The organism is Pannonibacter sp. CBAS1226, from assembly GCF_055685825.1.
This window is the reverse complement of record NZ_JBVOUO010000002.1, coordinates 106,189-123,026: the sequence shown is the minus strand read 5'-3', so window position 1 is coordinate 123,026 and position 16,838 is coordinate 106,189. Positions and strand designations below refer to the sequence as shown.

The window sequence follows — 16,838 nt, the reverse complement described above, 5'->3', positions numbered from 1 at the left end:
TCCGGGCGCTTTGCGTTTCCGCTCACTCCGCCGCAACCGGAGTGACGCTGCCCGGAGCCCTCCGGCTCCGGGCGCTTTGCGTTTCCGCTTACTCCGCCGCAGCCGGGGTGACGCTGGCCGGGGCCGGTTCGCTCCAGGTGAGAACCGGGCTGCGGGCAGCGCGGGTTTCATCAAGGCGGCGGCGCGGGGCAAGATACGGCGCGCCGGTGAAGCGCTCCGTCTCACCGCGCTTGGCGGACATCACGAGATCCCGCAGCGTGGCGACGAACAGGTCGAGCGAAGCCCGGCTTTCGGACTCGGTCGGCTCGATCAGCATTGCCCCATGGACGACCAGCGGGAAATACATGGTCATCGGGTGATAGCCCTCATCGATCATCGCCTTGGCGAAGTCGAGAGTGGTGACGCCCGTGTCCTTGAGGAAGCTGTCATCGAACAGCACCTCATGCATGCAGGGGCGCTCGCCGAAGGGCAGGCTCATCAGGTCTTGCAGGCCAACGCGGACATAGTTCGCGTTCAGCACCGCATCTTCGGACGCCAGACGCAGCCCGTCCGAGCCGTGGCTCAGCATGTAGGTCAGCGCCCGGACGAACATGCCCATCTGGCCGTGGAAGGCCGTCATGCGGCCAAACGGCTTCTCGCCATCCTTGAGGCCCGCTTCCGTTTCCACCAGTTCCAGCCCGCCTTCCGACTTGCGGACGAAGGGCAGCGGCGCGAACGGGGCAAGACGGCTCGACAGAACCACTGGGCCGGAGCCCGGTCCGCCGCCGCCATGCGGGGTGGAGAAGGTCTTGTGCAGGTTGATGTGCATCGCATCGATGCCCAGATCCCCCGGACGCGCCTTGCCGACGATGGCGTTGAAGTTGGCGCCGTCGCAGTAGAAATAGGCATTGGCGGCGTGGATGGCGGCAGCAATCTCCATGATGTCCCGTTCGAACAGCCCGCAGGTGTTCGGGTTGGTCAGCATGATGGCGGCGATGTTGCCGTCATTCTCCGCAATCGCCTTCTTCACCGAGGCCAGATCCACCGTGCCGTCGTCCTTGGCGTCGATGGCGACGACCTTGAAGCCGAGCAGCGCAGCGGTGGCCGGGTTGGTGCCATGGGCACTTTCCGGCACCAGCACGATCTTCGGATCACGGCCCGCAGCGATATGCGCGGCCTTGATTGCCATCATGCCGCACTGCTCGCCATGGGCGCCCGCCTTCGGGCTCATGGCCACGGCGGTGGTGCCGGTCAGCTCCATCAGCCAGTCACCCAGCTCGGAGATGAGTTCCACGGCGCCCTTGACGGTGGAGAGCGGCTGCAGCGGGTGAATGTCGCCAAAACCCGGCACGCGCGCCATCTTCTCGTTGAGGCGCGGGTTGTGCTTCATGGTGCAGGAGCCGAGCGGATAAAGCCCGCTGTCGATGGCGTAATTGTTGCGCGACAGGCGCACGTAATGACGCATCGTCTCCGGCTCGGAAAGGCCCGGCAGGCCGATCTTCGCCGTGCGGGCGTGGGTGCCCAGCTCCGCCTCGAAAGCCTCCGGCTCGTCCAGATCAACGCCTGTCACATCCAGGCGGCCGATCTCGAACAGCAGCGGCTCTTCCATGTCGAGCGCACGGTTGCCGGTGAAGGTCTTGGGCCGGAAAGCCGCGCCCGCATCGCCCGCAGCGGTCGGGCGTCCCTGAGTGTTCATGCTCATGCCAGCACCTCCTTGAGCGCGGCTGCGAAGGCAGCGCGGTCTTCATCGGTGTTGATTTCGGTCGAGGCGACAACGAGAAGGTTCGCAAGGTCCTTGTTGCGCGGCTCCAGCCGCGACACCGGCACACCGGCGAGGATGCCCCGTTCGGCAAGCGCCTCGACAACCTGATCGGCCACCTTCGGCAGGGCGATGGTGAACTCGTTGAAATAGGCCTTGTTCAGCACGTCGACGCCCGGCACGGCGGCCAGCAGCTTCTTCAGCTTCACCGCATTGGCGTGGTTGATCCGGGCAAGGCGCGTCAGCCCGGCTTCGCCCAGCAGCGTCATGTGGATGGTGAAGGCCAGCGCGCAGAGGCCGGAGTTGGTGCAGATGTTCGACGTCGCCTTTTCGCGGCGGATGTGCTGCTCGCGGGTGGAGAGCGTCAGCACGAAGCCGCGCTTGCCTTCCGCATCCACGGTCTCGCCGCACAGACGCCCCGGCATCTGCCGCATGTATTTCTGCTTCGTGGCGAAGAGGCCAACGTAAGGGCCGCCGAAGGTGAGGCCATTGCCGATGGACTGGCCTTCGCCGACGACGATATCCGCGCCTTGCGTACCAGCCGGCTCGATCAGACCCAGCGACACCACCTCGGTGAAGACGGCGATCAGCAGCGCCCCATGGGCGTGGGCCTTCTCGGCAATCGGCTTCAGGTCGATGATCTGGCCGTAGAAGGACGGGGACTGCACGACGACACAGGACGTCTCGCCGTCGATGGCTGCCAGAATGTCCTCGGTGCCCATCGGATCGGCGGGAAGCGCTTCCACCTTGTCGCCGGAGAGATTCGACAGGCCCTCGACCACGGCGCGGTACTGCGGATGCAGCCCGCCGGAGAGAACCGCCTTGTTGCGGCGGGTGACGCGGTGGGCCATCAGCACGGCTTCGCCGGTGCCGGTGGAGCCGTCATACATGGAGGCGTTGGCCACTTCCATGCCGGTGAGGCGGGCGACCTGCGTCTGGAACTCGAACAGATACTGCAGGGTGCCTTGCGTGATTTCCGGCTGATAGGGCGTGTAGGAGGTGAGGAATTCGGAGCGCTGGATCAGGTGATCCACCGTCGCCGGAACGTGGTGGCGGTAGGCGCCTGCACCCACAAAGAAGGGCACGGAACCGGCAGCGACATTCTTGCCGGCCATGCGGTTCAGGTGGCGCTCCACCTCGATCTCGGACTTGCGCCTGGGCAGGTCGACGAGGCCCTTGAGGCGGGCGGCTTCCGGGATATCGGCAAACAGGTCATCAATCGAAGACACGCCGACGCGCGCCAGCATGTCGGCGCGGTCAGTGTCGGAAAGCGGCAGATAACGCATCGGGTTTACGTCCCTTCATGCGGTTGCGGAGCAACGAGGCGCACCGGACCGGGCGCCACGACGATTTCACATTTCACCGAGTTGGCAATGAAGCACATTTCATGCGCCTTCTCGTGCAGTTCGGCGAGCCGGGCCGGGTCTGGCTGGCTGTCCGCGATGATGGTCATCACGGGGCGCAGGGTGACACGGGTGATGCCCATGCGCCCCGGCGCGATGCGGTGCATTTCCGCCTCTGCCCGGTCCTCATAGGCCTCGATCAAAAACCCGTCGCGGCGGGCGAAATCGAGGAAAGTCATCATGTGGCAGGAGGAGATGGCGGCAGCAAATGCCTCTTCCGGGTCCACGGCTTCGGGCACCGAATGGGGCAGCGGCACGACGGTGGGCGAGGCAGAGGCTGGCACCTCCACACCGCCGTCAAAGCGCCAGGTGTGGCCGCGGGAGTAGCGTCCATTGCGGAACTCGCCCTCGCGGCGCCAGATCACTTCGGCGGTGTAGAGATGGCCGGGCATGGGTCAGAGCGTGTCCACGTAGGCCTTGTAGGCCGCCTCGTCCATCAGCTCTGCCAGTTCGCCCTCGTTGGAGATGCGCAGCTTCATGAACCAGGCCGAGCCTTCCGGATCCTCGTTCACCATGGCCGGGCTGTCCGTCAGGGCGCTGTTGACCTCGGTCACCTCACCGCTGACCGGGGCATAGACCTCGCTGGCAGCCTTCACCGATTCCACCACGGCGGCGTCATCGCCCTGCGAGACGGTGCGGCCAACATCCGGCAGTTCCACATAGACCACATCACCAAGCTGGCTCTGGGCATAGGTGGTGATGCCGACGGTGGCGACGCCACCGGACACGGCAACCCATTCATGATCCTTGGAGTAATAGGTCGTCATTCTCTGGTCTCCAGACTGGATGATCTTCTGTTTCTGAACGGCTCACGCCTTGGCGGCGCGCACGTAACGGTGCTCCACGAAAGGCATCGTGGTGACGGTGGCTTCCAGCTCCTTGCCGCGCACGATGAGCGCGAGCTTCGTGCCGGGGGCAGAATGGGCAGCGGCGACATAGCCCATGGCGATGGGCTGGCCGAGGGTCGGGGCAAAGCCGCCGGAGGTGACGGTGCCAATGGCCTCGCTGCCGCCGGGCACGCGGATTTCCGCACCCTCACGCGCCGGTGCACGGCCTTCCAGCTTCAGGCCGACACGCTTGCAGGAAGGGCCAGCCGCCAGTTCGCCCTGGATGCGGGCGGCACCGGGGAAGCCGCCTTCCTCGCGGCGGCGCTTCTGCAGGATGAATGTGATGTCGCCCTCAACCGGCGAGGTGGTCTCGTCAAGATCATGGCCATAGAGGCAGAGCCCGGCTTCAAGGCGCAGGCTGTCGCGCGCGCCAAGGCCGATGGGCTTCACCCGCTCGTCCGCCAGCAGCGCCTTGACGATGGCTTCGGCAGCGTCTGCGGGGACGGACATTTCCACCCCGTCTTCGCCGGTGTAACCGGAGCGCGACACGTGGCAGCGGATGCCGTCGAAGTCCATCCAGGCCGCACTCATGAAGGCAAGGTCCGCCGCTTCCGGCGCATGCTGGGCAACGGCGGCAACAGCCTCCGGCCCCTGCACCGCGATCAGAGCGCGGTCCTCGATGATCTCAAGGCGGACACCTTCGGGGAGCGCGGCTTCGATCAGCGGATAGTCCACATCCTTGCGCGAGGCATTAACCACCAGGAACAGGCGGCCATCGTCGTCCTCAGACACCGGGCGGGTGACCATCAGGTCATCAACGATGCCGCCTTCTGCGTTGAGCAGAACCGTGTAGCGCTGCTTGCCGCGGCCCAGTTCCACCATGTTGGAGGGCACAAGAGCCTCCAGCGCACGGGCGGTGGTGGCGTGGTCCGGGCCGATGAGCCAGGCCTGGCCCATATGCGACACGTCGAAGAGCCCGGCAGCGGCGCGTGTGTGGAGATGTTCGGTCAGGATGCCGGCGGGATATTGCACGGGCATCTCATAGCCCGCGAAAGGCACCATGCGGGCGCCAAGCGCCACATGCAGGTCATGAAGGGGGGTACGCTTCAGGTCCGCCTCAGGGGCGGCCGCAGAATCAGTCGTGGCCATCAAGGGTCCTCGTCGTCAGTGGCGCAAGGACAGACCTGTAACGGCCCATCCGCACCCCCTCTGTCCGAGTACCTGAGAGATTTCCCGCCCGGCGCACGAATGCAGCCGGAAGGTTACTCCTTCGGTGAGACCTCACGCATCAGCATGCGAGGCCTGCTTTCCAGAGCGTCAAAGCGAAGCGGTCCTTTTGCCTGAGAGTTTCCGGGGCGGTTGCTCCTTCGGCGCTGTCTCAGATCCCCCGCATTGCTGCAGGGCACCTCTCCAGCCTCTCCCGCTGTCGCCTTTTTGAACCGGCGGCACCTGCCAGATGAAGTGCCGGCACCGCCGTTCCGCCCACCTGTCACGACCCAGATGAGCGGCGTGATTGTCTATTCCCGTCCTGCCCTTGTCAATATCCGCCATCCTGAGACGGATAGGTATTCCCGTCCCGTTTGACGGCAAGGGTTAAGAACGTCTGCACATGCCTCAGCGGCGCTTCGTCCGCTGCGGCGCGCCTTCGTCAAAGCCGAAGACGATCTTGAGCGAGGCATCACGCGGCACCACGAAGGAATCTTCGACCAGCGACCAGGTTATGGCCGGAGCCCCTGCCGCCGCCGTCACGGGCACGGATAGAAGCTGAGAAACCACCGGGGTGGCATCCGAAACGCCCTGCGGGATGATGGTAACACGCACCGGCAGCTTGATTTCACCGCCCGGCCAGGCGGGACCCGGCGTCACGCGGCCTGCAAGACCGACCTTGATGCGGGTCTGATCTCCCTCGCGGCGGCACTCACGCGCCCAATCCTCGAGATTGGCCTGATAGAGCAGCGCGCGGGCGTCATGCTCCTTGCCGCGCTCATATTTGGTGATGAGGAACGTGTCCGACTGCAACTCGATCGGTGGGCAATAAGGCTGCTTTTCGAAGGCCTGCGGGTCCACCTGGATCGGCCCCTGTCCGCCGCTGACGATCTTCTGCGTCAGGCTGGGGCCTGCCGGCGCACCGCCCGTATCAGCGGAATCACCGCCGCCGAATGACATGCAGCCGGAAAGGAGCCCCGCCAGCGCGGCAAAGGTGGCCACGCGGCCTGCGGCAGAACGGGCGGAAATGCGTTCGACTTGCAGCATTCAGAAGTTCCACTTCACTCGAAACCTGTTCGCCGGTCTATAACAGGCCATATCCGTTTTGGCGAGACGCAGCCTGCCTCTATGGATGCACGGCGCAGAATGCAGGGCTTGCCCCGCAGCAATGCGCATGCTTCCCCTTGACATGCCATGGGGTGATCACTCTATTGCCCCCATGAGCCACGCTCAAGGACCTGACATGACCGGCAATCATGGCGCTCTTCCGGCGCTGGACGTGAAATTGTGTGCACCGCGCGGCTTCTGCGCAGGGGTGGACCGTGCCATCCAGATCGTCGAACTGGCGCTGGAGAAGTTCGGCCGCCCGGTCTATGTGCGCCACGAGATCGTGCATAACCGGTTTGTGGTTGACGGACTGAAGGCCAAGGGCGCCGTTTTCGTCGAGGAGCTTGACGAGATCCCGTCAGACCAGCGCGACCGCCCGGTGATCTTCTCCGCCCATGGCGTGCCGAAATCCGTGCCGGAAGACGCGCGCGGGCGGAACATGTTCTTCCTCGACGCCACCTGCCCGCTCGTCTCCAAGGTTCACAAGGAAGCCGAGATCCACGACCGGCGCGACCGTGAGATCCTGCTGATCGGCCACGCCGGCCACCCGGAAGTGATCGGCACCATGGGCCAGCTGCCGGAAGGCACGGTGTTCCTGATCGAGACGGAAGAGGATGCGCGCAACTATCAGCCGCGCACCGGCCGTCAGCTTGCCTTCATCACCCAGACAACCCTTTCGGTGGACGACACCAAGGGCATTGTCGAGGTGCTGAAGCAGCGCTTCCCCGATATCGTCGCCCCGCACAAGGAAGACATCTGCTACGCCACGACCAACCGCCAGGATGCGGTGAAGGTGGTGGCGCCGCAGGTGGATGCGATGATCGTGGTGGGCGCCCCCAATTCCTCCAACTCCCAGCGCCTGCGCGAAGTGGCCGAACGGGCCGGATGCCGCAAGGCCGTGCTGGTGCAGCGGGCGTCGGACATCGACTGGGCTGATTTCGAGGGCATCTCCAGCCTGGGCCTGACGGCTGGCGCCTCTGCGCCCGAAACGCTGGTCGAGGAAATCATCGCCGCCTTTGCCGAGCGCTTCACCGTGACGGTGAACGAGGTGCGCACCGCGGAAGAAACCATCGCCTTCAACCTGCCGCGCGAGCTTCGCACCATGGCAGACGTTCCCAGCGCAGCCGAGTAGCCCCCAATGGCCGTTTATACCGAAGTTGCCGACGAAGACCTTGCCGCCTTTGTCGCCCGATACGGCGTTGGCCGTCTCCTGTCCTACAAGGGCATTGCCGAGGGCGTGGAGAACTCCAACTTTCTGGTGCGCACGGATCAGGCCAATTTCATCCTCACCCTCTATGAAAAGCGGGTGAACCCGGACGATCTGCCCTTCTTCCTCAACCTGATGCAGCATCTGGCGAAGAAGGGCATCAACTGCCCGCAGCCGCTGGTGGCTGCAGACGGCACCATGCTGGGCACACTGTCCGGCCGCCCCGCTGCCATGGTCACCTTCCTGGAAGGCATGTGGGTGCGCCGCCCGCGCCTTGAGCATTGCGCCGCCCTTGGCGAAGCGCTTGCCCGGCTGCATCTGGCCGGTGCCGATTTCCCGATGACGCGGCACAATGCGCTGGATGTCAGCGGCTGGCGCCCCCTCTTCAACCGCTCGGCGGAGCGCGCCGATACGGTGGTGCCCGGCCTTGCCGAAGAGCTTGCCGGCGAACTCGACTATCTGGAAGCCAACTGGCCGAAGGACCTGCCGGGCGGCGTGATCCATGCGGATCTCTTCCCCGATAACGTGTTCTTCCTCGGCAGCGAACTGTCCGGCCTCATCGACTTCTACTTCGCCTGCACCGACAGCTTTGCCTATGACGCGGTCATCTGCATCAACGCCTGGTGCTTCGAGGCAGATGGCGCCTTCAACGTCACCAAGGCGCGCGCCTTCCTCAATGGCTACCGCAAGATCCGCCCCTTCACACGGCAAGAGTTCGCGGCCCTGCCCCTGCTGGCGCGCGGCGCATCCATCCGCTTCCTGCTGACGCGGCTTTACGACTGGCTCAACGTCCCACCCGGCGCGCTGGTGACGCCGAAGGACCCCACCGAATATCTGCGCAAGCTGCGCTTCCACCGGGGCGCCATCTCCGCTCATGATTACGGACTGGACGCATGAGCGAGGACGCGAAGGTCGTCATATACACGGACGGTGCCTGTTCGGGAAATCCTGGACCGGGCGGCTGGGGCGCGATCCTGCGTTTCGGCCCGCACGAGAAGGAACTCAACGGCGGCGAGGCGGACACCACCAACAACCGCATGGAGCTGACGGCGGCCATCGAGGCCTTGAGCGCCCTCAAGCGCCCCTGCGCCGTCGATCTTTACACCGACAGCGTTTATGTGCGTGATGGCATCACCAAGTGGATGTTCAACTGGAAGCGCAACGACTGGCGCACAGCGGACAAGAAGCCGGTGAAGAATGCCGACCTGTGGCAGGCTCTCGACGCCGCGCAGCGCCAGCATCAGATTTCCTGGCACTGGGTGAAAGGTCACGCCGGACACCCGGAGAATGAACGGGCCGACGAACTGGCCCGGCTCGGCATGAAGCCCTATCAGAAAGGCCGCAAGGCAGCTGGAGACAGCAACGGATGAAGCCCCTGCGCAAGGCAGATTTCATGGCGGGAGATGACAGCTCCGGGCCGGAAGAGGCTCGGGCCGCCGCTCATTCCCAGGAAGGCGGATCCGGCGCGCATGACAGTGCCGCCGCCCTTGCCCGCAGCGTGTTGATCCTCGCCAATCCGGCTTCCGGCGGCTACCGCCCGCGCCTTCTGCAGGACATTGCCGCAAGGCTGGAAGCCAGGGGCTGCACGGTGACCATCCGCCTGACGCGCCGGGCCGGAGAAATCGGTGAGATCTGTGCCGATCCGGCCCTGCGGACCGGCATTCTGGCGGTGGCCGGCGGCGATGGATCGGTCAATGAGGCAATCCGCGGCTTTCAGCAGAACACGGCAGCGGCCGCTCCCGAACTGGCGGTCATTCCCTGCGGTACCGCCAATGTTCTGGCCGCCGAGTTGAAGCTTCCGCGCAGCGCCGAAGGCATCGCCCGCATGATGCTGCAACGGCGCAGTGTGCCGCTGCATTACGGCCTCGCCAATGGCCGGCCATTCGTGCTGATGGCCTCTGCCGGGTTTGATGCGGAAGTGGTGCATGCGGTGCCGCTGGCGCTGAAGCGCCGCCTCGGCAAGCTCGCCTATGTGCTCACCGCGCTCGACATCGCCTTCTCGCGCCATGGGGAAGACCTCTTCGTGCGGATCGGTGATGAGCCGGAGAACGGCGACCATGCGGGCCGGACGCTGACCTGCCGCCTCGCCGTCGTCACCAAGGCCCGCCACTATGGCGGTCCTTTCGTCATCTGCCCGGATGGCGGCGTGACAAGGCCCGGCCTGCATCTTCTGGCGCTGGAAAAGGACACCCCGCTGGCCGCCCTGCGCTTCGGTCTTGCCCTCCTGACAGGCCGCCTGCACAAGACGAAGGGTGTCACGCTGGTGCCGGTGAACAGCCTCACCCTCACCAGCCGCCGCGCCGTGCCCGCCCAGATCGACGGCGATCCCTTCGGCGTCACGCCGCTGACCCTGACGGACGGCAACCGTCCGCTGGCCCTGCTGGTGGGGTGACGCTTACTGGAAGAGCGTTCCGAGCTTGGCCAGCCAGTTCAGCACAAACTCCAGGTTAAACCTCTCCGGCGTCGTCCCGGACGCAGCGAAGCGGAGATCCGGGACCGGTGAGTCACGGCTTATGCTTTGGATTTCATGTGATTAAGCTGCACCCCGGCTCTCCGGTCCCGGATCGCGCGGGGCGCGTCCGGGATGACGATGGAGAGATCGGAGCGTTGCCTGCACCCGGGCGCGAAAAACGGCCGTTTCTGCTGCCTCAAGCCTCGTGGTGCTCACGCAGATACACGGTGGCCTCATCTGCGGTCATGGCTTCGCCGAAGAAATAGCCCTGCGCATATTCGCAGCCGAGCTGGAACAGCTCGAGCGCATCGGACTCGCTTTCCGCTCCTTCCGCGACGATGGACATGCCCAGATCATGGCCGAGGGCGATGATGGAGCGCAGGATGACCGGGCGGGCCGACTGGCCGTTGTGCCGCACGAAGGACTGGTCGATCTTGATCGTGTCGAAGGGGAAGCGCTGCAGATAGGCCAGCGAGGAATAGCCCGTGCCGAAATCATCCAGCGACAGCCCTGCCCCCAGACCGCGCAGGCGCTCCAGCACCTTGGCGGCATATTCCGGGTTGGACATGACCATGGATTCGGTCAGCTCCAGCTTCAGCGTGCCCGGAACAATGCGCGAGCGCGACAGGATGGCCTTCACTTCGTTGATGAGGTCATGACGCAGCAGCTGGCGGGAGGAGATGTTGACCGAGAGGAACAGCGGCACCGGCGTGCGGATCTTGTCCTGCCATTCAGCCAGCTGGCGCGCGCCCTTGTCGAGCACATAGACACCCAGTTCGTTGATGAGACCGGACTGTTCGGCAATCGGAATGAATTCGCTCGGAGCAATCGGCCCGCGCTTGGCGTGTTTCCAGCGGGACAGAACCTCGAACCCGGCGACGGATTGATCGGAAAGGCGCACGATGGGCTGGAAATGGACGGCGAGTTCGCCGTCCTTGATCGCCTTGCGCAGGTCGCCTTCCAGATCAATCACATTGCGGCCCAGCGGGCGCAGGATCGGGCGGAAGACTTCCTGACGGTCACCGCCGAGGCGTTTGGCATGGTTCAGCGCGATTTCCGCATCCGTCACCAGCTCTTCCGCCGTCTGGCGTCCGCCTTCGAACAGGGCAAAACCGATGGAGCAGGTGAGGAAGACTTCGCGGTCGCCATAGGTCACCGGCGCGCGCACGGCCTTGCGGAAGGCATCGGCCACCTGGGCAATGCGTCCGGCCTCCTGCTCCGACAGCAGGATCATGCCATACTGGTCGCCGCTGAGCCGGGCGAGGGAATCCTGCGGCTGCAGCATGCGGTCGAGACGGCGGGCAATGGTCAGCAGGATGGAATCCCCTGCCGACAGGCCGATCCCGTCATTCACCTGCTTGAACCGGTCGAGATTGAGCAGAAGCACCGTCGGCTTGGCGATGCTGCTGTCCGCCTTGCAGCGGGCAAGAGCTGCCTCCAGCCGGTCCATGAACAGTTCGCGGTTGGCAAGGCCCGTCAGGTTGTCATGCACCGCATCATGCAGCAGCCGCTCTTCGGCCGTCTTCTGCTCGGTGATGTCCAGCAGCGTGCCGACGCAGCGGATGACTTCGGCATCCGAGCCCAGAATGGGGCGGGCACGCAGGCGGAACCAGCGGAAATGGCCATCCTCGGAACGCAGGCGGAAATCCTGCTGCACCTTGCCGCGCCGCTGATCCACCACTGCATCCAGCGTGGCGCGGAAACGGTCGCGGTCCTGCGGGTGCAACACGTCCAGCCAGTCACGCGCCGGGCCGTCCAGCGTGCCATGGCGAAGGTTCAGCAGATCCTCGACTTCGTGGCCGGTGTAGATGCGGTCACGGTCGATATCCCAATCCCAGATGATATCTCCTGCGCCGGTCAGGGCCAGAGCGCGCCGCTCCACATCCGAAATCAGGCCTTGGACGATGGCACCACCTGCAAAGGCGTGCTGCATCACCGTGAAGCCGATGAGAAGCACGATCAGCACCAGACCGCCGCCCAGCGCCGGCTGGGCGATGTCGTTGTTGAGCACGCCCAGAACGGTCATCGCCGAGCCAATGAGCCAGACGATCAGCAGGAACCAGGTGGGGATCAGCATGATCGCCCGGTCATAGCCCTGAAGCGCCAGAACCAGAACCGTGGCAAAGCCGACAAAGCCGATGAAGCCGAGCGACAGACGCGCGATGCCGGCCGCAATCGAGGGATCCCACACCGCGACACCCAGAAGCCCGAGCAGCAGGGTGAGCGTGCCCAGTGCCAAGTGACTGTACCGGATGTGCCAGCGGTTCAGGTTGAGATAGGCATAGAGAAAGATGATGAGGCTGGCCGCCAGCATCACTTCGGCGCTCGCCCGGTAAAGCTGGTCTTCGCCCTGTGTCAGGTTGAACACCCGGCTCCAGAAGCCGAAGTCAATGCACAGATAGGCCAGAACCGCCCAGGCCAGCGAGGCCGTTGCCGGGAACATCACCGTGCCCTTGACCACGAACAGAATGGTCAGGAACAGCGCCAGCAAACCGGAAATGCCGAGAATGATACCGCGGTACAGCGTGTAGGCGTTGACCGTTTCCTTGTAGGCATCGGGCTCCCACAGGCGGATCTGCGGCAGTTCGGGCGTGCGCAGTTCGGCCACATAGGTGACGATGGCGCCCGGATCGAGCGTGATCAGGAAGACATCGGCCTCAAGGCTTTTCTGCCGCTCCGGGGCAATGCCCTGGCTGGGCGTGATCGAAGCCACACGGGAGGTGCCCAGATCCGGCCAGATCATGCGTGACCCGGCCAGCTGATAGAAAGGCGCGACGATGAGCCGGTCGACCTGCTCATCGGAGGTGTTGGTCAGCGAGAAAACCGCCCAGTTGGTGTTCTGCCCGTCACGCGAGGCCACCTCGATACGCCGGACAATGCCATCGGCACCGGGCGCGGTGGAGACCTGCAGGCGCGGTCCGGCGTCGCGGTAAAGATCGATTGCGCCGGTGAGTTCCAGCGCCTCCACATCCAGCGGCACCGGGATCGGCTCAAGCGCAAGGGCGCGGCCTGCGAACAGGGTCGCAGTCAGCAACAGCAATACGGCAGCCAGGAACCGGAGAAATGTCACCGGCAGTTGAAGCGGAGTGGCGAGCATGGCTCGAACAGTTAAAGGGTTGTCGGCCATGTCACAAGATTTCTTTCGAGGCGCCACTGGTCCATTGTGGAGAGGCGGCCGCAACGGCCGGCACCGGATCATCAGCAAGGCGCGCGAAGAGGATATGGTCCTGCCACTGACCGTTGATATTGAGGTAGCGGCGCGCATAACCTTCGCGTGTGAACCCGTTCTTGCGTAGAAGCTGGATCGACGGCCCGTTGCTGGGAAGGCAGGCCGCCTCGATCCGGTGCAGGCGCAACACATCGAAACAGAATGGCGCGATCAAGGCGACCGCGCTGGACATGTAACCTTTTCCAGCGTGCCGTGCGCCCATCCAGTAGCCGAGCGAGCAGCATTGGGCGACACCGCGCCGGATGTTCGACAAGGTCGCCCCGCCCAGAAGCTGTCCGTCCTGTGAAAAGAGGAAGAAGGGATAGCTGCGCCCCTCCTTGCGGTCATTGGCATAACGGCGAAGGCGGCGGCGGAAGGCGGGCTTGGTCAGATCATCCACCGGCCAGAGCGGCTCCCACGGGGTCAGGAAGCTGCGGCTTTCTTCCCGCAGCACAGACCACTGCGGGAAGTCCGCCATCAGGGGCGGGCGCAGATAGAAGCCCTGCCCCCGCAATGTGGGCTCTGTCTCCGACGCTCCGAAGGACAGAAGCAAGGCCACCTGACGCCCCCCTTATCCCGGCCCGGTTCAGGCGAAGGCACGCCGCGGCACAGGGCCGCTGAGGCGCTGCTGCATCTCGTCCAGTGTCATCATCTTGCCGATGGGGCCAAGGCCCGTCAGCGTCGGCTGGCTGGAGGTGAAGATGTCCGATGCCACACGGCGCACACTCTCGGCCGTCACCGCATTGATGCGCTGCGACACTTCCTCAAGGCTCAGCGTGCGGCCATGGATCAGCATCTGCCGGGCGATCTGGCCGGCGCGGGCGGCCGGGCTTTCCAGTGCCATCATCAGTCCGGCGCGGATCTGCGCACGGGCACGGGCCACCTCCTCCTCGGAAATGTCGCTGCCTGCGCGCTCCAGTTCTCCCAGGATCACCGGCATCAGCTCTTCGAGGTTTTCCTCGCCCGTTGCCGCATGCAGGCCGAAAAGGCCCGTGTCGTTGAAGGCCCAGTGGAAGGCATAGATCGCGTAGCACAGGCCGCGCGTTTCCCGCACTTCCTGGAAGAGACGCGAGGACATGCCGCCGCCCAGCACCGAGGCCAGGATCTGCGAGGCATAATAATCCGGCGAGGCATAGGACTGGCCCTTGAAGCCCAGCAGGATCTGCGCCTCCATCAGCTCTTTTTCCAGACGGCCCTCACCACCGGCATAGGTGGCCTCGCCCACAGGCGCCGCCTGTTCGCCGCTGAAGCTGGAGAACTGATCCTCCGCAATGCGCACCAGCTCGTCGTGATCCACGGCCCCTGCCGCCGACAGAACCATGTCCGGCCCCCGGTAGCGGTTGGCCAGATACTGGGTCAGCGAATCCCGGTCGAAGCTCATCAGGGTTTCGGGCGTGCCAAGGATCGGCCGGCCCAGCGGCTGACCCGGCCAGGCGGTGGACTGGAACAGGTCGAAGGCCTGATCGTCCGGGCTGTCCAGCGAGGCGCCGATTTCCTGCAGGATCACATGCTGCTCGCGCGCCAACTCTTCCGCATCGAAAACGGAGTTCTTCAGGATATCGGCCAGAAGATTTGCCGCCAGCGGTACGTCCTCGGCCAGCACGCGGGCATAGTAATTGGTGTGTTCGACGCTGGTGGAGGCATTCAGCTCACCGCCGACGGCCTCGATTTCCTCGGCAATCTGGCGGGCGCTGCGGGTGGCGGTGCCCTTGAAGGCCATGTGCTCCAGCAGATGGGTGATGCCATTCTGCTCTGGTGCCTCCGCCCGTGACCCGGTCCTCACCCACACCCCGAGCGCCGCAGTCCTGAGGCTCGGCATCCGGTCCGTGATGACGGTCAGCCCATTGGCCAACCGGGTCGTCCTTACTTCCATGCGGTCCTCCCGGGCTCACAGGGGAGCGGGCGGCGTGTCACGCCTGCCCTCGTTTCAGCCCTCCTGCCCTCAGGCATTCCGGCGCTCCGGCTGCGGCAATACTGTTTCACGGCTTGCGGGCCTTTGCCAGCCCTTGTCATTGTTGTGACACATACCCTAGGGCACGGCCAGATGGCAGCTCAAGCAGAAAGGGGCGCAAGCATTCTGCGCCCCTCCCCGCGTCAGTTTCAGGCCGTGCCTTTCACGGCGCGGGCATTTGCCTCGACATGGCGCTCGATGGCACCCAGATCCGCCGGCAGCACGCTCTGGCGCTCCGGGGCGGTCATCATCGGCTCCAGCTGTTCGGGCAGAGCCGGATAGACACCGCTGGCAGCCTTGACGGCGGCGGGGAACTTGGCCGGATGGGCCGTGCCCAGCACGATCATCGGCGCTTCGCCCGCCCCCAGCTCTTCCGCCACATGCACGCCGATGGCGGTATGCGGGTCGAGCAGGTAGCCGGTTTCCGCATGGGTGCGGGCGATGGTGGCAGTCGTCTGATCCTCGCCGCAGCGCCCGGCTGCGAAGAGCTTGCGCATCTCGCCGAGCGGGCCATCAGAGATGGTGAAGCTGCCGGACTGGGAAAGGCTGCCCATCATGGCCTTCACGGCGGCGCCATCGCGGCCATGCATTTCCGCCAGAAGGCGCTCGAAGTTCGACGAGATCTGGATGTCCATGGACGGGGAGATGGTCGCCGAGACGCCGCGCATCTCGTAGCGGCCCGTTTCCAGCGTGCGCACCAGAATGTCGTTGCGGTTGGTGGCAATCACCAGCCTGTCGACCGGCAAGCCCATGCGCATGGCGGCATAGCCTGCAAAGATATCGCCGAAATTGCCGGTCGGGACGGTGAAGGATACGGCACGGTGCGGCGCGCCAACGGCAACGCCTGCCACGAAGTAATAGACGATCTGCGCCAGAATGCGCGCCCAGTTGATCGAGTTCACACCCGACAGGCCCACACGGTCGCGGAAATCGAAGTGGTTGAACATGCCCTTCACGATGGCCTGGCAATCATCGAAATTGCCTTCCACCGCCAGTGCATGAACATTGGCTTCCGTGGGCGTCGTCATCTGGCGGCGCTGCACGTCGGACACGCGCCCTTCGGGGAAGAGGATGAACACATCCGTGCGCTCGCGGCCGCGGAAGGCCTCGATGGCCGCACCGCCCGTGTCGCCGGAGGTGGCGCCAACAATGGTGGCGCGCTGGTTGCGCTCGGCCAGCACATGGTCCATCAGGCGGCCCAGCAGCTGCATGGCCACGTCCTTGAAGGCCAGCGTCGGGCCATGGAACAGCTCCAGCACGAAGCGGTTCGGCGCGATCTGCACCAGCGGCGTCACCGCCGGATGGCGGAACGTGGCATAGGCCTCATCGATCATGCGCTTGAGATCAGCGTCCTTGATGGTGCCGCCGGTGAAGGGGCGGATCACCTCGAAGGCAACATCCTGATAGGACTTGCCGGCAAAGCCTGCGATGGTTTTTGCGTCAAACTGCGGCCAGGTCTCGGGCAGGTAAAGCCCGCCGTCACGGGCAAGGCCCTGAAGAAGAACATCTGCGAAATCGAGAACAGGTGCGTCACCACGCGTACTGACATATCTCACCGCGCCGGATCCCTTTATGTCTGGCTACAGTCCTGCGCCCTGGCCAATTTGCGGCGGGTGCAGTCAACAGGCGTTTGATCTTCGTCGGGACGGGCGTCCCGGGACCATGACCCATAAGACAGTTTGCCAAGGCGCGCAAACTGCATTTGAGAACATCTGCCCGCCCGGCTCAGCATGGCTGGC

14 protein-coding genes and 2 riboswitches are annotated in these 16,838 nt (G+C 64.7%); of the genes, 4 read left to right on the top strand and 10 right to left on the bottom strand.

Going from position 1 to position 16,838, the window contains the following annotated elements; all coding sequences use genetic code 11:
- Nucleotides 1-88 precede the first annotated feature (88 nt).
- The 6 genes from gcvPB to AC0CMF_RS07585 all read right to left on the bottom strand — a co-directional run bounded on the left by gcvPB (nt 89) and on the right by AC0CMF_RS07585 (nt 6,221).
- Nucleotides 89-1,681 (bottom strand): aminomethyl-transferring glycine dehydrogenase subunit GcvPB, encoded by a 1,593-nt coding sequence (gene gcvPB / locus AC0CMF_RS07610; protein WP_050471951.1) that lies wholly within the window; start codon nt 1,679-1,681, stop codon nt 89-91.
- Entirely contained in the window at nt 1,678-3,024 is a 1,347-nt protein-coding gene (gene gcvPA / locus AC0CMF_RS07605) for an aminomethyl-transferring glycine dehydrogenase subunit GcvPA (protein ID WP_122519433.1), read from the bottom strand. The genes gcvPB and gcvPA overlap by 4 nt, the downstream gene beginning before the upstream one ends.
- Before the next feature lie 5 nt (nt 3,025-3,029).
- A complete protein-coding gene (locus AC0CMF_RS07600) occupies nt 3,030-3,533 on the bottom strand; it encodes an OsmC family protein (RefSeq protein ID WP_050471953.1) in 504 nt (167 codons plus the stop codon).
- Between the two features lie 3 nt (nt 3,534-3,536).
- Nucleotides 3,537-3,908 carry a glycine cleavage system protein GcvH gene (gcvH, locus tag AC0CMF_RS07595; RefSeq protein WP_374629939.1) on the bottom strand — a complete coding sequence of 124 codons (372 nt, stop codon included), beginning with the start codon at nt 3,906-3,908 and terminating at the stop codon, nt 3,537-3,539.
- A gap of 42 nt (nt 3,909-3,950) precedes the next feature.
- A complete protein-coding gene (gene gcvT, locus AC0CMF_RS07590; RefSeq protein ID WP_374629940.1) occupies nt 3,951-5,117 on the bottom strand; it encodes a glycine cleavage system aminomethyltransferase GcvT in 1,167 nt (388 codons plus the stop codon).
- Between the two features lie 58 nt (nt 5,118-5,175).
- Nucleotides 5,176-5,283, bottom strand: a riboswitch (glycine riboswitch).
- A 3-nt stretch (nt 5,284-5,286) separates the two neighbouring features.
- Nucleotides 5,287-5,401, bottom strand: a riboswitch (glycine riboswitch).
- Nucleotides 5,402-5,582: 181 nt separating this feature from the next.
- Entirely contained in the window at nt 5,583-6,221 is a 639-nt protein-coding gene (locus AC0CMF_RS07585; RefSeq protein ID WP_472481402.1) for a hypothetical protein, read from the bottom strand.
- Nucleotides 6,222-6,417: 196 nt separating this feature from the next.
- Between AC0CMF_RS07585 and ispH the strand changes: the two genes are divergently transcribed.
- From ispH to AC0CMF_RS07565, 4 genes are read left to right on the top strand one after another with little or no spacing between them, the layout of a single operon-like run.
- Nucleotides 6,418-7,413: a 4-hydroxy-3-methylbut-2-enyl diphosphate reductase gene (gene ispH / locus AC0CMF_RS07580; protein WP_094462288.1), complete on the top strand. Its 996-nt coding sequence runs from the start codon at nt 6,418-6,420 to the stop codon at nt 7,411-7,413.
- A 6-nt stretch (nt 7,414-7,419) separates the two neighbouring features.
- A complete protein-coding gene (locus tag AC0CMF_RS07575; protein WP_094462289.1) occupies nt 7,420-8,385 on the top strand; it encodes a homoserine kinase in 966 nt (321 codons plus the stop codon).
- Nucleotides 8,382-8,858 (top strand): ribonuclease HI, encoded by a 477-nt coding sequence (gene rnhA, locus AC0CMF_RS07570; protein ID WP_186393076.1) that lies wholly within the window; start codon nt 8,382-8,384, stop codon nt 8,856-8,858. The genes AC0CMF_RS07575 and rnhA overlap by 4 nt, the downstream gene beginning before the upstream one ends.
- A complete protein-coding gene (locus AC0CMF_RS07565; protein WP_019963107.1) occupies nt 8,855-9,880 on the top strand; it encodes a diacylglycerol/lipid kinase family protein in 1,026 nt (341 codons plus the stop codon). The genes rnhA and AC0CMF_RS07565 overlap by 4 nt, the downstream gene beginning before the upstream one ends.
- 256 nt (nt 9,881-10,136) lie before the next feature.
- Here the strand turns inward: AC0CMF_RS07565 and AC0CMF_RS07560 are convergent, their stop codons facing one another.
- The 4 genes from AC0CMF_RS07560 to thrC form a co-directional block, all read right to left on the bottom strand.
- Nucleotides 10,137-13,010, bottom strand: coding sequence for an EAL domain-containing protein (locus tag AC0CMF_RS07560; RefSeq protein ID WP_374629988.1), 2,874 nt, complete (start codon nt 13,008-13,010; stop codon nt 10,137-10,139).
- 58 nt (nt 13,011-13,068) lie between these two features.
- The gene (locus tag AC0CMF_RS07555; protein ID WP_197717649.1) at nt 13,069-13,626 is read right to left on the bottom strand and encodes a GNAT family N-acetyltransferase; all 558 of its coding nucleotides are present in this window, start codon (nt 13,624-13,626) and stop codon (nt 13,069-13,071) included.
- 108 nt (nt 13,627-13,734) lie between these two features.
- Nucleotides 13,735-15,021, bottom strand: a complete 1,287-nt coding sequence (locus tag AC0CMF_RS07550; RefSeq protein WP_058897815.1) for a M16 family metallopeptidase — start codon at nt 15,019-15,021, stop codon at nt 13,735-13,737.
- 227 nt (nt 15,022-15,248) lie between these two features.
- Entirely contained in the window at nt 15,249-16,655 is a 1,407-nt protein-coding gene (gene thrC, locus AC0CMF_RS07545) for a threonine synthase (RefSeq protein ID WP_472481399.1), read from the bottom strand.
- Nucleotides 16,656-16,838: the final 183 nt, after the last annotated feature.

Coding starts and splice junctions, on each gene's coding strand:
- AC0CMF_RS07555 (WP_197717649.1), bottom strand. CDS start 13,626: ATGGCGGACTTCCCGCAGTGGTCTGTGCTGCGGGAAGAAAGCCGCAGC.
- AC0CMF_RS07575 (WP_094462289.1), top strand. CDS start 7,420: ATGGCCGTTTATACCGAAGTTGCCGACGAAGACCTTGCCGCCTTTGTC.
- gcvT (WP_374629940.1), bottom strand. CDS start 5,117: ATGGCCACGACTGATTCTGCGGCCGCCCCTGAGGCGGACCTGAAGCGT.
- AC0CMF_RS07565 (WP_019963107.1), top strand. CDS start 8,855: ATGAAGCCCCTGCGCAAGGCAGATTTCATGGCGGGAGATGACAGCTCC.
- AC0CMF_RS07585 (WP_472481402.1), bottom strand. CDS start 6,221: ATGCTGCAAGTCGAACGCATTTCCGCCCGTTCTGCCGCAGGCCGCGTG.
- rnhA (WP_186393076.1), top strand. CDS start 8,382: ATGAGCGAGGACGCGAAGGTCGTCATATACACGGACGGTGCCTGTTCG.
- gcvPA (WP_122519433.1), bottom strand. CDS start 3,024: ATGCGTTATCTGCCGCTTTCCGACACTGACCGCGCCGACATGCTGGCG.
- gcvH (WP_374629939.1), bottom strand. CDS start 3,908: ATGACGACCTATTACTCCAAGGATCATGAATGGGTTGCCGTGTCCGGT.
- gcvPB (WP_050471951.1), bottom strand. CDS start 1,681: ATGAGCATGAACACTCAGGGACGCCCGACCGCTGCGGGCGATGCGGGC.
- AC0CMF_RS07550 (WP_058897815.1), bottom strand. CDS start 15,021: ATGGAAGTAAGGACGACCCGGTTGGCCAATGGGCTGACCGTCATCACG.
- AC0CMF_RS07600 (WP_050471953.1), bottom strand. CDS start 3,533: ATGCCCGGCCATCTCTACACCGCCGAAGTGATCTGGCGCCGCGAGGGC.
- ispH (WP_094462288.1), top strand. CDS start 6,418: ATGACCGGCAATCATGGCGCTCTTCCGGCGCTGGACGTGAAATTGTGT.